Consider the following 15,345-nt stretch of genomic DNA (forward strand, 5'->3'; position numbering starts at 1 on the left):
GAGTCGGCACATCCTGTGCCGGGTCACCGTCAGGTGGTGACGCGGTAGGCGTCGAAGACGCCGGGGACCGACCGCACCGCGCGGAGCACGCCGTCGAGGTGCTTGGCGTCGGCCATCTCGAAGGTGAACCGGCTGCGCGCCACCCGGTCCCGGCCGGTGCTCAGCGACGCACTGAGGATGTTCACGTGCACGTCGGACAGCACCATCGTGATGTCCGAGAGCAGCCGGGCCCGGTCGAGCGCCTCGACCTGGATGTTGACCAGGAACGTCGACGCGGACGTCGGCGCCCAGTCCACCTCGACCAGCCGCTCCGGCTGGCTCTTCAGCGAGGAGGCGTTGGTGCAGTCGGTGCGGTGCACGGACACGCCGCCGCCCTTGGTGACGAAGCCGAGGATCTCGTCCGGCGGCACCGGCGTGCAGCACTTGGCGAGCTTCACCCAGAGGCCGTCCGCGCCCTTGACCACGACGCCGACGTCGTCGCCGGCCGCGATCCGGCTGGTCCGGCGTCGACCGGTGATGGTGACGCCCTCGGCCAGGTCCTCCTGCGCCCCCTGGTCGCCGCCGTGCAGGTCGATGACGCGGCGTACGACGGCCTGGGCGCCGAGGTTGCCCTCCCCCACCGCGGCGTAGAGGGCGCTCACGTCGGCGAGCTTGAGCTGGGCGGCCACCAGCGTCAGCGACTCGTGGGAGAGCAGCCGCTTGAGCGGCAGCCCCTCCTTGCGCATCAGCTTGGCGATCTGCTCCTTGCCCTGCTCGATCGCCTCGTCACGGCGCTCCTTGGTGAACCAGTGGCGGATCTTGGAGCGAGCGCGCGGCGACTTCACGAACGTCAGCCAGTCGCGGGACGGGCCGGCGTTCGGCGCCTTCGAGGTGAACACCTCGACCACGTCGCCGTTGTCGAGGGTCGACTCCAGCGGCACCAGGCGTCCGTTGACCCGGGAACCGATGGTGTGGTGGCCGACCTCGGTGTGCACGGCGTACGCGAAGTCGACCGGGGTCGACCCGGTCGGCAGCGCGATCACGTCGCCGCGCGGGGTGAAGACGTAGACCTCGGCACGGTTGATCTCGAACCGCAGCGATTCCAGGAACTCGCCGGGGTCCTCGACCTCGTTCTGCCAGTCCAGGAGCTGGCGGACCCAGTTCATGTCGTCGAGGTCGCCGGAGCGCTCGGTGTCGACGCCGTTGCGGCCGTCCTCCTTGTACTTCCAGTGCGCCGCGACGCCGTACTCGGCGCGACGGTGCATGGAGTAGGTGCGGATCTGGAGCTCCACCGGCTTGCCCTGCGGGCCGATGACCGTCGTGTGCAGCGACTGGTACATGTTGAACTTCGGCATCGCGACGTAGTCCTTGAACCGGCCGAGGACCGGGTTCCACCGAGAGTGCAGCACGCCCAGCGCGGTGTAGCAGTCGCGGTCGTCCTCGACCAGGATCCGGATGCCCACCAGGTCGTAGATGTCGGAGAACTCGCGGCCGCCGACGATCATCTTCTGGTAGATCGAGTAGTAGTGCTTCGGGCGACCGGTGACGGTGGCCTTGAGCTTGGCCTCCTTGAGGTCGGCCTCCACCTGGCTGATCACCTCGGCCAGGAACTGGTCGCGCGACGGCGCCCGCTCGGCGACCATCCGCACGATCTCGTCGTAGATCTTGGGGTGCAGGGTGGCGAATGCGAGGTCCTCGAGCTCCCACTTGAGGGTGTTCATGCCCAGCCGGTGCGCGAGCGGGGCGTAGATGTCGAGGGTCTCGCGGGCCTTGCGCTCCTGGGTGGTCTGCTTGACGTAGCGCAGCGTGCGCATGTTGTGCAGCCGGTCGGCCAGCTTGATGACCAGCACCCGGATGTCGCGCGACATCGCGACGATCATCTTGCGGATGGTCTCGGCCTGCGCGGAGTCGCCGTACTTGACCTTGTCGAGCTTGGTGACGCCGTCGACGAGCCGGGCGACCTCGTCACCGAAGTCGTGGCGCAGCTCCTCGAGGGTGTACGGCGTGTCCTCCACCGTGTCGTGCAGCAGCGCGGCGACCAGCGTCGGCTCGGTCATGCCGATGTCGGCCAGGATCGTGGTGACCGCGAGCGGGTGGGTGATGTAGGGGTCCCCGCTCTTGCGCATCTGGCTGCCATGCATGCGCTCGGCGGTCTGGTACGCCCGCTCCAGCAAGGCCAGGTCGGCCTTGGGGTGGCTGGCGCGCACCGCGCGGAAGAGCGGCTCGAGGACCGGGTTCCCACCCTGGGGGCGCGACCCGATCCGCGCCAGGCGGGCCCGCATCCGGCGGCCCGACGGTGGGGCTGCCGGCTCCGCAGCCCGGGCCGGCGCGTCCGGCTCTGCCGCACGCAGGGGTGCGGCGGTGGGTACGTCCTCGGTCATTGCCCCCAGTCTAGGGGCGGGGTCCAGTGCCCGGGCAGGTCCGGGGGCACTGGTCACGCGGCGCGCGTCACACCTGGCCGAGGCTGCGCAACGGCAGGTCGCCGATGGTGGCGCGCCCCGGCAGGAAGGTCAGCTCGAGCAGCACCGCGACACCGAGCACGTCGCCCCCGCAGGACTCGACCAGCTCCCGGGTGGCGGCGACCGTGCCTCCGGTGGCCAGCACGTCGTCGACCAGCAGCACCCGCTCGCCCGGTGCCACGCCGTCGCGGTGGATCTCGAGCGTCGCCTGGCCATACTCCAGGGAGTAGGACACCGCGTGGGTCTCCCGCGGCAGCTTGCCGGCCTTGCGCACCGGCACGAAACCGGCGCCCAGGGCGAGCGCCACCGGCGCCGCCAGGATGAACCCGCGGGCCTCCATGCCGACGACCTTGTCGACCACCACGGCCCCGTCCGCGTCCCGGCCGGACGCGGCGAGGGCGTCGACCACCGCCGTGAACGAGTCGTGGTCGGCCAGCAGCGGCGTGATGTCCTTGAACACCACCCCCGGCTCCGGGTAGTCGGGCACGTCGTGGACCAGGTCCGTCAGCGCCCGGCGGACCTGCTCCGGGATCGGGTCCTCGGTCACTTCTTGCCCCTCTTGGAGCGGGACTGGCGCTGCGGCTGCTGCCGCTTCGACGAGCCGCTCTGGGAGACCGGGCGGTGCGCCTCGGGGACCACCCGGCCGGAGCCGCTGCCCTCGGGACGCCGAGTGGGCGACGTACGGGTGGTGCCGGTGCCGGTGCCGCCGCCGGTGCGGGCCGGCTGGCGGTCGCCGCCGGCGCCGGGCTCGTCGGCGATGGGCATGTCCTCGGTGAACACCGGCACGTCGGCGTACCGGTCGGCCTTCGCCTTCCGGGCGGCCGCCCGCTTCTCGGCCTGGACGACCTCACGCTCGTTTGACTTCAGCTGCACCACCAGCGGGGTGGCGATGAAGATCGAGGAGTAGAGGCCCGCCGCCATGCCGACGAACAGCGCCAGCGCGAGGTCCTGCAGCGAGCCGGAGCCGAGCTGGACCACGCTGACGTAGAGGATCGCGGCCACCGGCAGCAGCGCGACGATCGAGGTGTTGATCGAGCGCACCAGGGTCTGGTTGACGGCGAGGTTCGCGGCCTTGGCGTACGTCGTACGGCGGGCCTGGAGGTTCTTCGTGTTCTCGCGGACCTTGTCGAAGACCACGACCGTGTCGTAGAGCGAGAAGCCGAGGATGGTCAGGATGCCGGTGACCGTCGCGGGCGACACCTCGAACCCGGACAGGGCGTAGATGCCGACCGTGATCAGCACGTCGTGCGCCAGTGCCACGATCGCAGCGACCGACATCTTCCACTCGCGGAAGTAGGCCCAGATGAACAGGATGACCAGGGCGAGGAAGACGCTCAGACCGAGCAGGGCCCGGTCGAGGATGTCGCGACCCCAGCTGGCGCCGATGTTGCTCTGCGAGAGGTCGCCCTGCGACGCCCCGGTCTCCTGGAGGATCGCGTCGGAGACCTGACGCGACTCGGCCGTGCTCAGCGACTCGGTCTGCACCAGCACCGCCTCGCTGCCGGAGGTGGTGACCACCGGCTGCTCGGCGTCCTTGATGCCCAGCCCGCCCACGACCTCGCGGAGCCGGTCGGCGGTGTCCTGGTTGACCTGGTCGGAGGGGAGCGAGACGCGGTACTCCGACCCGCCCTCGAACTCGATGCCGAGGTTGAGGCCCTTGAACCACAGGCCCAGCACCGCGACGAGGACGATCAGCAGGGAGACGGAGTACCAGAGGCGACGCCGCTTCTTGCTGACGAAGTCGATCGAGACGTCGCCCTCGTAGAGGGCGTTGCCCAGACGGGACAGCTTGCTCATCGCGTCGCTCCTGCCGTACGGACGCCCGGCAGGACGTCGACCCCGAGGTTCTCCGCATCCAGCCCGGAGAGCTTGTGGCCCTGGTTGAAGAACTTGAACGTGGCCAGCAGCGACACCATCGGCTTGGTGAACCAGAAGAACACGACCAGGTCGACCAGGGTGCTCAGGCCCAGCGTGAACGCGAACCCGCGCACCTCGTCGATGGCGAAGATGTAGAGCACCACGGCCGCCAGCAGGCTGACCGCGTCGGCTGCCAGGCAGGTGTTCCGGGCGCGCGACCAGCCGGACTCGACCGCGACCCGCATCGACTTCCCGTCACGCATCTCGTCACGTATGCGTTCGAAGTAGACGATGAACGAGTCCGCGGTGATGCCGACCGCGACGATCAGGCCCGCGATGCCGGGCAGGGACAGGGTGAAGCCCGCGCCCTTGCTCAGCAGCAGCACCAGCCCGTACGTCACGATGCCGGCGACCACCAGCGAGGCGACCACCACCAGGCCGAGACCGCGGTAGTAGAGCAGGCAGTAGATCATCACCAGCAGCAGGCCGATCACGCCGGCCCAGATGCCCGCGGTGAGCTGGTCGCCGGCCAGCGACGGGCCGATGGTGTCGTTCTTGGGGTTCTTCTCGAACGCGACCGGGAGCGCGCCGTACTTCAGGCTGGTGGCCAGGTCCTGGGCCTCCTGCTCCTTGAAGTTGCCGGTGATGCTGGCCCGGCCGTCGGAGATGATGCCCTCCATCGTGGGGGCGGAGATCACGGTGCCGTCGAGCACGATCGCGAACTGCTTGTCGGTGCCCACCAGGGCCTGCGAGACCGCCGCGAACGCCTTCGTGCCGGCGCCCTTCAGGGCGAGCTGGACCTGCCAGTCGATGGAGTTCTGGTCCTGGCCGGCGTTGGCGCTCTTGAGCTCGGTGCCCTCGACGACGGCCGGCGAGAGGAGGTACTTGATGCCGTCCTTGTCACAGGTGACCAGCGGCTGCTCCGGGTCGTCCTCCGGTGCCGTCTTCAGCGGGCAGGTGGTGTCGTTGAACTGCTTGACCCAGGCCGGCGACGGGTTGTCCATCCACTTCAGGTTCGCCCCGACGTCGTTGCCGATGTTCTCGTCCTGGGGGGTCGCCGACGGGCTGGTGGAGGGGGCGGCCGACGGGCTGGTCGAGGGGGTCTCGCTGGGCGAGGCGCTCGGGGAGGCGGCGGGCTTCTGCTTGTCCTTCTTCAGCAGCCCCTGCGGCGCCGGGCGGTTGGCGCCGGCGCTGCCGAGGTCGACTCCCCCGGTCGGGCTGCTGCCGGTGCCGGTGCCGCCGGTCGCGCACGGGCCGGGGTTCTGGGTGGTGCAGGCGACCAGGCGGAAGCGGAGCTGCGCCTGGCGCTGGACCACGTCGACCAGGCCCTGGTTGGACGCGCCGGGGATCTCGACCACGATGTTGGTGTCGCCCTGCGTCGTCACGTCTGCCTCCGCGACGCCGGAGCCGTTGACGCGGGCGTTGATGATCTTCGCCGCTTCCTTGAGCTGGTCCTGCGGGACGTTGCTGTCCTTCGCGCGCAGCGTGATCCGCTGCCCACCCTGGAGGTCGAGGCCGAGCGACGGCTTCCACTGGCCCACCAGCGCGACCAGCCCGAAGAGGACCACCACGCAGAGCCCGAAGATGGTGAGGGTACGGCCCGGGCGGGACGGCTTGCGTGCCACGGCCTACTGCTCCTCGTGGGTGGTGGGGGTCTCGGTGTCGTCCGCGACCGGGTCCTGGTGCTCGCGCTGCTCGTCCTCGACGACGCCGACGACCGACTGCCGCGCCACGGTGAGCACGACGCCCTCGGCGACCTCGAGGCGCACCTTGTCGTCGTCGATGCTGCGCACCGTCCCGAACACGCCGGACCCGGTGATCACCGGGTCGCCGACCTGGAGCGCGCGCTGCACGGCCTGCAGCTTGCGCTGGCGGCGGGACGCCGGCCGGATCACGAGGAGCCAGAAGATGAGGAAGATGCCCAGGATGGGCAGAAGGGACACCAGGTCCTGCACGGAACGACCTCTCCAGAGGGATACGAACGGGTTGTGCCCGGGTCCGGCCGGGCGACCAACGGAGAAGTGTACGTCCTCACTCCGAGAACAGCGTCGGATCCCCGGTCACGTTTCGGGGAACATCCAGACCGAGGTGCTCCCACGCGGCGGGGGTCGCGACCCGGCCCCGCGGCGTACGGGCCAGGAAGCCGTTGCGGACCAGGAACGGCTCAGCGACCTCCTCCACCGTCTCGCGCTCCTCGCCGACGGCGACGGCAAGCGTGGAGAGACCGACCGGGCCGCCCGTGAAGCGACGGCACAGGGCATCGAGGACGCCCCGGTCGAGCCGGTCGAGGCCCTGCTCGTCGACCTCGTAGAGCTCCAGCGCCCGACGGGCCACGTCCAGCGAGACGGTGCCGTCGGCGCGCACCTGGGCGTAGTCGCGGACCCGGCGCAGCAGCCGGTTGGCGATGCGCGGGGTGCCACGGGAGCGTCCGGCGATCTCGGCCGAGCCCTCGGCGGTCAGGTGTACGTCGAGCAGGCCGGCGCTGCGGTGCACGATCCGGTCGAGCTCGTCAGGCTCGTAGTACTCCAGGTGGGCGGTGAAGCCGAACCGGTCGCGCAGCGGACCCGGCAGCAGGCCGGCCCGGGTGGTGGCGCCGACCAGCGTGAACGGCGGGATGTCGAGCGGAATCGCGGTCGCGCCCGGGCCCTTGCCGATCACCACGTCGACCCGGAAGTCCTCCATGGCGAGGTAGAGCATCTCCTCCGCCGCCCGGGACATCCGGTGGATCTCGTCGACGAACAACACGTCGCCCTCGCTGATCCCGGAGAGGATCGCGGCGAGGTCGCCGGCGTGGGTGATCGCCGGGCCGCTGGTCAGGCGCAGCGGCGCACCGAGCTCGCCGGCGATGATCATGGCGAGCGTGGTCTTGCCGAGCCCGGGAGGCCCGGAGAGCAGCACGTGGTCGGGGGCCCGACCCCGGGCCTTCGCGGCGTCGAGCACCAGGCCGAGCTGCTCGCGGACCCGCTGCTGCCCGACCACCTCGGCCAGGCTGCGCGGGCGCAAAGCGGCCTCGATGGCCCGCTCGTCGGAGTCCGCGTCGACCGCGGTGAGCCGCGCGAGGTGGACCTCCTCGGCAGCCTCGAGGTGGTCGGTGTCGAGGTGATGGGTGTCCGGGCGGTCCACGGTCACGCCTTCCGCAGGGCCAGGAGGGCGGCCCGGAGCAGGGAGCCGACGTCCGGTGCGTCACCGGCCTGCGGAGCGACCTCGTCGACGGCGCGCTCGGCCTCCTTCGCCGACCAGCCCAGCCCGACCAGGCCCTGGTGCACCTGGTCGCGCCACGGGGCGGCCGAGGACGGGACGCCGGTGCGCGTCGCGGACGTCGCGCCCACCGGGGCACCCAGCCGGTCGCGCAGCTCGAGGATGATCCGCTGCGCGCCCTTCTGGCCGATGCCGGGCACCTGGGTGAGGGTCTTGACGTCCTCGTGGGTGACCGCGACCCGCAGGTCGTCGGGCGCGAGCACCGCGAGCATGGCCTGGGCAAGCTTGGGGCCGACCCCGCTGGCGGTCTGGAGCAGCTCGAAGCACTGCTTCTCGTCGTCGTCGAGGAAGCCGAACAGGGTCAGGGAGTCCTCGCGCACCACCATGCTGGTCGGGAGCGTGGCCTCGTGGCCCGTCCGCAGCGTGGCCAGGGTGCCCGGGGTGCACATCACCTCGAGCCCGACACCCCCGACCTCGACGACGGCGCTGGAGAGGGTGACACCGGCGACGGTGCCACGGACGAAGGCGATCACGGGCGTCTCCCTGCGGTCGTGGTGGGGCGGCGGGCGGCGGCGACGGCCGCGTCGAGGCGGGCCTGGGCGCCGCCGCGCCAGATGTGGGTGATGGCCAGCGCCAGCGCGTCGGCGGCGTCGGCCGGCTTGGGGGCCTCGGTGAGGCGGAGCAGGCGGGTCACCATCGCGCCGACCTGTGCCTTGTCCGCGCGGCCGCTGCCGGAGACCGCGGCCTTGACCTCGCTCGGCGTGTGCAGCGCGACCGGCAGCCCGCGGCGGGCGGCCACCACCAGGGCGATCCCGCTGGCCTGGGCGGTGCCCATGACCGTGCGGAGGTTGTGCTGGGCGAAGACCCGCTCGACGGCCACCGCGTCCGGGCGGTGTCGGTCGAGCCACTCCTCGATGCCGGCCTCGATGGCCACCAGGCGCTGCGCCACCGGCTGGTCGGCCGGGGTCCGCACGACGCCGACGCCGACCAGCGACAGCGGCCGGCCCGGCGTACCCTCGACCACGCCGAGACCGCACCGGGTCAGGCCGGGGTCGATCCCGAGCACGCGCATGCCGCCGCCTTTCGCATCCGTTTCTTCGGTGCCAGATCCGTCGACAACCCGATCCGAACACCTGTTCGGACGCCACGCTAACCGGCCCGGCGTTCGCGCCCGGGGAGGACACGCCCTGCTCCTGTTGACTTGCGCCTCCCTGCAGGTTGAGTCGCGCCTCCCTGCGTGTTGAGTCGCGCCTCCCCTGCGCGTCGAGTCGCGCCTCCCTGGGCGTCGAGTCGCGCCTCAGGCAGCCTGACGGACGGCCAGCGCGCGTCGGAGCTCGCCGATCCACCCGATGATCGCGTCCTCGGTGAACGAGTCCTTGGTGAGGACGATGACGATCCAGCCGTGCTCGCGCAGCCAGGCGCGGCGCCGTTCGTCGGCCTCCCGATCCTCGGGGAGCGTGTGGAACTCCTCGCCGTCGTACTCGATCGCGATGCGGGCGTGCGCGTACGCGAGATCGAGCCGGTACGTCGGGACGCCGGCCACGTGGACCCAGTGCTGCGGAACGGGCGCCGGGAGGGAGCGGTCGCTGATCTCCAGGCGGGACCAGGACTCCCCCGTCGACTCGGAGCGACCGTCCACCAGTGGCACCAGCTGCCGGAGCTGGACCGAGCCACGCCGCCGGAAGTACCGCGGAAGCTCCGCCACGAGCTCTGCTCTGGTGAAACCGTGGATCCGCATCAGGGCGTCCATGGCCGCGAGGGCCTTGCGCCGCGGAAGCTTGCAGCCGAGGTCGAGGGCGGTGCGCACCGGTGTGGTCACGCGGACCCCACCGATGTCCATCCAGTCCCGCGGCTGGAGGTCCCGGGTGCCGCCACCGCACTGCGGTCGGTCCGTGGCGCGCCGGCCACGGAGGACGTAGGACTCGACCGGCGGCACCCCGTCGAGCTCCTGGAAGTCGAAGCACTCGACGCCGTGGATCCAGGCTGCGGTCCGGTCGCAGATCACGGAGCCGGCACCCACGACCAGCGATGCCGCTCGCGCCAACAGCTGCGGAGTGCGTTCGACATCGTTGCGGATGTAGACGCCGAGCAGCAACCGCGCGAGCTCCTGCTCGGCAACGGCGCGGCTCAGCCTGGCACCGTCGATGCCAGCCGCGCGCGCCATCGCGGTCGTGAAAGGAAGGTCGCCGAACACCTGGAAGGTCATGAGGCAACGATCGCCACTGTGGCTGTGCGCCCCGCCGTACCGGCCTGGTTCCTGTGGACAAGGCGTTCCCGGCGGCCGCCTGTGCGCGAATAGTGGGCCGATGGCGCCGTACCGAGTCAGGGAGGCGCCTCTCAACACCCAGCGCGGCGCAACTCATCACCCAGCGCGGCGCCGCTCAACACCCAGCGCGGCGCAACTCAACGACCAGCGCGGCGCGACTCAACGGTCAGGGAAGCGCGACTCAACGACCTTGCTGGGCGACCCAGGAGGCGTGGAGACCGGCGTAGACGCCGTCCTGGGCGACGAGCTCGGCGTGGGGGCCTCGCTGGACGATGCGGCCACGATCGACCACGACCACCTCGTCGGCGTTCTCGGCGGTGCTGAGGCGGTGCGCGATGGTCACCGAGGTCCGGCCGTGCATGAGCCGCTCGAGGGCGCGGCCGATCCGCATCTCGAGGTTCGGGTCGACCGCGGAGGTGGCCTCGTCGAGCACCAGCAGGTCGGGATCGGCGAGGTGGGCACGGAGCAGCGCCACCAGCTGCCGCTCCCCCGCCGAGAGCGACTCGCCGCGCTGGCCGACCCGGGTGTCGAGGCCGCGGGGCAGGCCGTCGACCCAGTCCGCGAGCCCGAGCTGCATGGCCGACTCGAGGATCTCCTCGTCGGAGGCGTCGAGCCGGCCGTAGCGGGCGTTCGCCCGGAGGGTGTCGTCGAAGAGGAAGCCCTCCTGCGGCACCAGCACCACCGACCGGCGCAGCGAGGACTGCCGGATGTCGCGGACGTCGATCCCGTCGAGCAGGACCGCACCGAGCCGGGGGTCCATGAGGCGGGTCAGCAGCTTCGCGAACGTCGACTTGCCGGAACCGGTCTCCCCCACGATCGCGACCCGGGTTCCCGAGGAGATGTGCATGTCCAGGTCGTGCAGCACGTCCGGGCCGCCGGGATAGGAGTACGTGACGTCGCGGAACTCCACGTCGATCGGTCCGCGCGGCAGCACCTGCCCGTCGGCGCCGGGGTCGACGAGGTCGGCGGGGGTCTCGAGGATGCCGATCACGCGCCGCCAGCCGGCGATGGCGTTCTGGGCCTCGGTGAGGATCTGGGTGCCCATCTGGACCGGCATCACGAACAGCGAGACCAGGAACGCGAACGCGATCACCTCGCCGGCGGTGATCTGGTCGGCGAACCCGAGCCAGATGCCGAAGATCAGCACGCCGGCGTTGGCCAGACCGCCGGAGAGCCCGCCGAGCGAGAACGAGAACGCCGTGAACCCCTGCGCGCGGGTGCTGGCCTGCTGGTGCGCGGCGATCGCGGCGTCGATGCGCTTCTGGGTGCGTTCCTCGACGGCGTACGACCGGACCACGGCGGCGCCGACCACGGGCTCGGAGATCGCGGAGAGCATGATCCCGACCTGGCGGCGGACGGTGGCGTAGGCGTCGGAGAGCCGGCGCTGGAAGAAGCGCAGCGACAGGAACAGCGGCAGGAAGCAGATCCAGACCACGAGCGTCAGCTGCCACGAGTAGAACAGCATGATCACGGTCGCGACCCCGATCTGGAGCACGCTGACCACGAAGAGGATGCCGCCGAACACGAGGAACTGGCTGACCTGGTCGACGTCGCTGGTGACCCGGGAGACCAGGGCACCCCGGCGCTCGGTGTTCTGGGTGAGCACGGGGAGGTCGTGGACGTGGCGGAAGGCCTTGATCCGCAGCGTGGCGAGGCCGCGCTCGGCGGTGGTGAAGAGCCGGCTGGTCATGAGGTACGACGCGACGCCGGTGACCACGATCGCGGCGAACGCCATCAGGCCCATCTCGACCATGAACCGGACGTCGGGCTCCCCGCCCGGGCCGCTCAGCCCGCGGTCGAGGGTCTGCTGGACGGCGATCGGGATGACCACCTGGCCGATGGTGGCGAGCACCGCGAGCAGGAACGTGCCGACCAGGCCCTCGCGCAGCTCGGGCGAGACCGCGACGCCACGGCGGATGGTCTCGAGCGCCGGGATCTGCTCGCCCGTGTCGACGGTGGTGGACTCCCTGGTGGCGGCCGTGGTGCTCATTCGGCCTCCCCTGCCGGCTGCTGCTCGTAGGCGTTGACCAGGTCGGCGTACGCCGGGCTGCGGTCGAGCAGCTCGACGTGGGAGCCGCGATCGACGACCTCGCCGTCGGCCAGGTGGATGACCTCGTCGGCCAGGCCGATCGTGGCCTTGCGGTAGGCGACCACGACCAGGGTGCTGTCGCCCCCGTCCCCGCCCCCGTCGTCGACATTCCCGCCGCCGACACCGCCGCGCAGCGCGCCCAGGATCCGCGCCTCGACCTCGGGGTCCACGGCGGAGGTGGCGTCGTCGAGGATCAGCAGGCGCGGCTTGCGGACCAGCGCCCGGGCCAGTGAGATGCGCTGCCGCTGCCCCCCGGACAGCGAGGTGCCCCGCTCGCCGAGCCGGGCGTCGAGGGCCCCGGGCAGCGCGGCCACGAACCCGTCGGCCTGGGCGGTGCGCAGCGCGGCCCAGACCTCCTCGTCGGGGACGTCGGCGCCGAGCGTGATGTTGTCGCGCACGGTGTCGTCGAAGAGGAAGGCCGCCTGCGGCACCACCGCGACCGACCGGGCGAGCTCGCCCTTGGCCAGGTCGCGCAGGTCGGTGCCGTCGACGCGGATCGCGCCGGCGTCGGGGTCGACCAGCCGGGTCATCAGCGAGGTCAGGGTGCTCTTGCCGGACGCGGTGGCGCCGACCAGGGCCACCGTGCGGCCCGGGGTCACCGTGAACGTGACGTCGTCGAGCAGCCGGCCGTCGGGCTCGTGGGCGTAGGCGAGGTGGTCGACCTCCAGCAGCGCGCCGCCGGTCCCCTCGAGCCGGGACGCGCCGTACTGCATCTCGCCGGTGGCCTGGAGCACCGCGGTCACCCGGTCGAAGCCGACCACGCTGCGCGGGAACTCGCCGAGCAGCCAGCCCAGGGACCGGATCGGGAAGGACACGATCGTCAGCAGGTAGGCGATCGTGATCACGTTGCCGGGGTCGGACTGGCCGTGCAGCACGCGGTAGACACCGAGGGCGAGCACCACCAGCACGCCGACGTTGGGCAGTGCGGTGAGCGTCGGGTCGAAGGCGGCGCGGATCCGGCCGGCCCGGATGGAGACGTCGCGCAGCTCGTGGGCCTTGGCCGCGAACCGCTCGGTCTCCTCGGACTCACGGCCGAGCGTCTTGACGACCATGGCGCCGTCGAACGACTCGTGGGCGACCTCGCTGAGCTCCGCGCGCAGCTGCTGGGCGCGGGTCATCAGCGGTGACGCGGCGCGTTGGTAGGCGAGGTTCGCGACGATCACGGCCGGGAACACCAGGAGGCCGACCATCGCGAGCACGAGGTCGGCGAGCAGCATCTGCACGACCGCGATCACCATCATCACGACAGTGCCGACCGCCATCGGCAACGGCGCGATCGGGCCCCAGGCGGCCTCGACGTCGGAGTTGGCGTTGGAGAGCAGCTCGCCGGTCGGGTGCTTCTGGTGCCACTCCATCGGGAGCGTGAGGTATTGGCGGGTCACGGCACGGCGGTAGTGCGCCTGCATGCGGTACTGCATGACACCGGCCCCGAGCCGGCGGGCCACGATGCCGACCGCGCGCAGGATCGCGACGCCGACGAACAGCCCGAGCACCGCCCAGAGCACGCCGGCGGAGACCTCGCCGGTGTCGAACGCCGGCAGCACCGCGTGCTGGGTGGACCAGCCGAGCACCCAGGCGTCCGCGACCGTGAGCGCGCCGAACAGCACGCTGCCGATCGTGGAGACGGTGAAGATCCAGGGCTCGCGCCGGATGGCGACGGCGAGTACGGCGAAGCCGTCACGGGTGGTGGAGGTTCGCCGCGGCACCCGCCAACCCTATGTCGAGACACCCACAGGTCCGCCAACGGATATCCCTACGCTGGTGCGCTCCGCTCATCAAGGGTCGACTCCGAGGAGGCACGATGGCGTTCCACCTGCCCGGGCACCGCGTCTGGGACTTCTGGCTGGCCACCGACGGCCCCGAGCACCACCTGTTCTTCCTGCACGCCCCGGAGACGGCAGACCCCGACGAGCGGCACCAGATGGCCCGGATCGGGCACGCGGTCTCGACGGACCTGCGGGACTGGGAGCTGCTGCCACGGCCGCTGTCCGACTCCCCCATCGGCGCGGCCGACGACCGGGCGACGTGGACCGGCAGCACGGTCCGCGCGCACGACGGGCGCTGGCACCTCTTCTACACCGGCGTGTCCAGCGCCGAGGACGGCCGCGTGCAGCGGGTGCTGTCCGCGGTCTCGGACGACCTGCGCTCGTGGGAACGGACCGACGTCGTGGTCGAGGCCGACCCCGTCCACTACGAGGCCTGGCAGCCGGGCGTCGACGACGCCGACCAGGTCGACGAGGTGCACTGGCGCGACCCGTGGGTGCACTGGGACGCGGACGCCGGGGTGTGGCGGATGTACGTCACCGCGCGGGTCCACGACGGGGCACCCGACGGCCGCGGCACCATCGCGATGGCCACCTCCCCCGACCTGGAGCGCTGGACCGTGCACGGGCCGGTCACCGAACCCGGGGAGTTCAGGCAGATGGAGGTCAGCCAGCTGCTGCCCGCCGACGACGGCTGGGTGCTTCTGTTCTGCCACGGTCCCGGGGACAACAGCGCGGCCCGGCTGGACCGTGGCGAGCCCCCCGAGGGCGGGCAGCACGCGTACGTCGGCGACTCCCCCGCCGGCCCGTTCCGCCCGGCGGGCGACAGCCTCTTCGTGCGGGGCGACCCGCCGCCGCTCTACGCCTGCCGGGCGGTCGAGCACGACGGCCGGTCCTGGCTGCTGGGCTGGCCGATGGTCGACGCCGGTGGGGCGTTCCTGGGCGGGATCAGCGACCCGTTCCCGCTTCAGGTGGGCCGGTACGGCGCGTCCCTGGCCACCGCACCGGACCAGCCCGCGCCGTCGGAGCCGTCGTACGGGCCCGCACCCTAGGGTGGGGGCATGCTCGGACGGCGAACGCTGGCCCGCACGGAGCGCGGCCGGCTCTGCGACACCGCGCTGGAGACCGGGCCCGACGCCCCGACCCTGTGCGGCGACTGGGACGTGCGCACGCTGCTGGCGCACCTGCTGGTCCGCGAGCGCAGCCCGATCGCGGCGACCGGGATCTCGGTGGGGCCGCTGGCGCCCCTGACCGAGAAGGCGATGGAGAAGTACGCCGCCCGCGACTTCGCCGACATCGTCGAGACCGTGCGCCGGGCCCGGACGCCGCTGGCCCTGCCGGTCGTGGACGACGTGTTCAACACGCTGGAGTTCTTCGTGCACCACGAGGACATCCGGCGGGCGCAGCCGCGCTGGCAGCCGCGCACCCTCACCCGGGCCGAGGAGTCGGCGCTGTGGGGCTCCATCCGGATCGGCGGCCGCGGGCTGGTCCGCCCGGCCGGCGTGCCGGTCACGATCCGCCGCGCCGACGGCGGGGCCACGGCGAGCCTGCGCCGCGGCGACCACCCGGTGCTGCTGACCGGGCTGCCGTCCGAGGTCGTCCTGTTCCTGTTCGGCCGCAAGCAGACCCGCGGAATCACACTCGACGGTCCCGAGGAGGCGATCGAGAAGCTGCGGGCTGCCGACCTGGGCCTGTGAGCCGGTTCGTGGTTTCGAGACGCTCGCTGGCGCTCGC

13 protein-coding genes are annotated in these 15,345 nt (G+C 71.8%); 2 read left to right on the plus strand and 11 right to left on the minus strand.

Going from position 1 to position 15,345, the window contains the following annotated elements; genetic code table 11:
* Nucleotides 1-29 precede the first annotated feature (29 nt).
* From EKO23_RS23195 to EKO23_RS23245, 11 genes are all read right to left on the minus strand, one after another.
* Nucleotides 30-2,261 (minus strand): RelA/SpoT family protein, encoded by a 2,232-nt coding sequence (locus EKO23_RS23195; protein WP_134720873.1) that lies wholly within the window; start codon nt 2,259-2,261, stop codon nt 30-32.
* Nucleotides 2,262-2,427: 166 nt separating this feature from the next.
* Nucleotides 2,428-2,985: an adenine phosphoribosyltransferase gene (locus tag EKO23_RS23200; RefSeq protein WP_246051272.1), complete on the minus strand. Its 558-nt coding sequence runs from the start codon at nt 2,983-2,985 to the stop codon at nt 2,428-2,430.
* A complete protein-coding gene (secF, locus tag EKO23_RS23205) occupies nt 2,982-4,235 on the minus strand; it encodes a protein translocase subunit SecF (RefSeq protein WP_134720861.1) in 1,254 nt (417 codons plus the stop codon). The genes EKO23_RS23200 and secF overlap by 4 nt, the downstream gene beginning before the upstream one ends.
* On the minus strand, nt 4,232-5,920 hold the full coding sequence (secD, locus tag EKO23_RS23210) for a protein translocase subunit SecD (RefSeq protein ID WP_134720862.1): 1,689 nt from the start codon (nt 5,918-5,920) through the stop codon (nt 4,232-4,234). The genes secF and secD overlap by 4 nt, the downstream gene beginning before the upstream one ends.
* A gap of 3 nt (nt 5,921-5,923) precedes the next feature.
* On the minus strand, nt 5,924-6,238 hold the full coding sequence (yajC, locus tag EKO23_RS23215) for a preprotein translocase subunit YajC (RefSeq protein ID WP_217702783.1): 315 nt from the start codon (nt 6,236-6,238) through the stop codon (nt 5,924-5,926).
* Nucleotides 6,239-6,326: 88 nt separating this feature from the next.
* On the minus strand, nt 6,327-7,418 hold the full coding sequence (ruvB, locus tag EKO23_RS23220; protein WP_134720864.1) for a Holliday junction branch migration DNA helicase RuvB: 1,092 nt from the start codon (nt 7,416-7,418) through the stop codon (nt 6,327-6,329).
* 2 nt (nt 7,419-7,420) lie between these two features.
* Entirely contained in the window at nt 7,421-8,026 is a 606-nt protein-coding gene (gene ruvA / locus EKO23_RS23225) for a Holliday junction branch migration protein RuvA (protein ID WP_134720865.1), read from the minus strand.
* Nucleotides 8,023-8,565 carry a crossover junction endodeoxyribonuclease RuvC gene (gene ruvC / locus EKO23_RS23230; protein ID WP_134720866.1) on the minus strand — a complete coding sequence of 181 codons (543 nt, stop codon included), beginning with the start codon at nt 8,563-8,565 and terminating at the stop codon, nt 8,023-8,025. The genes ruvA and ruvC overlap by 4 nt, the downstream gene beginning before the upstream one ends.
* A gap of 225 nt (nt 8,566-8,790) precedes the next feature.
* Nucleotides 8,791-9,699, minus strand: coding sequence for a DUF559 domain-containing protein (locus tag EKO23_RS23235; RefSeq protein ID WP_134720867.1), 909 nt, complete (start codon nt 9,697-9,699; stop codon nt 8,791-8,793).
* 241 nt (nt 9,700-9,940) lie between these two features.
* Complete coding sequence (locus EKO23_RS23240; RefSeq protein WP_134720868.1) at nt 9,941-11,749, minus strand: ABC transporter ATP-binding protein; 1,809 nt, start codon at nt 11,747-11,749, stop codon at nt 9,941-9,943.
* Nucleotides 11,746-13,554, minus strand: a complete 1,809-nt coding sequence (locus EKO23_RS23245; protein WP_134720869.1) for an ABC transporter ATP-binding protein — start codon at nt 13,552-13,554, stop codon at nt 11,746-11,748. The genes EKO23_RS23240 and EKO23_RS23245 overlap by 4 nt, the downstream gene beginning before the upstream one ends.
* A gap of 95 nt (nt 13,555-13,649) precedes the next feature.
* Between EKO23_RS23245 and EKO23_RS23250 the strand changes: the two genes are divergently transcribed.
* Together EKO23_RS23250 and EKO23_RS23255 are read left to right on the plus strand one after the other, a co-directional pair.
* Nucleotides 13,650-14,663 carry a glycoside hydrolase family protein gene (locus EKO23_RS23250; protein WP_167880619.1) on the plus strand — a complete coding sequence of 338 codons (1,014 nt, stop codon included), beginning with the start codon at nt 13,650-13,652 and terminating at the stop codon, nt 14,661-14,663.
* Between the two features lie 9 nt (nt 14,664-14,672).
* Nucleotides 14,673-15,308 carry a TIGR03085 family metal-binding protein gene (locus tag EKO23_RS23255; RefSeq protein WP_134720871.1) on the plus strand — a complete coding sequence of 212 codons (636 nt, stop codon included), beginning with the start codon at nt 14,673-14,675 and terminating at the stop codon, nt 15,306-15,308.
* Nucleotides 15,309-15,345: the final 37 nt, after the last annotated feature.

The sequence above is a fragment of the Nocardioides guangzhouensis genome (genome assembly GCF_004519545.1).
In the GTDB taxonomy this organism is placed as follows: Bacteria; Actinomycetota; Actinomycetes; order Propionibacteriales; family Nocardioidaceae; genus Nocardioides; species Nocardioides guangzhouensis.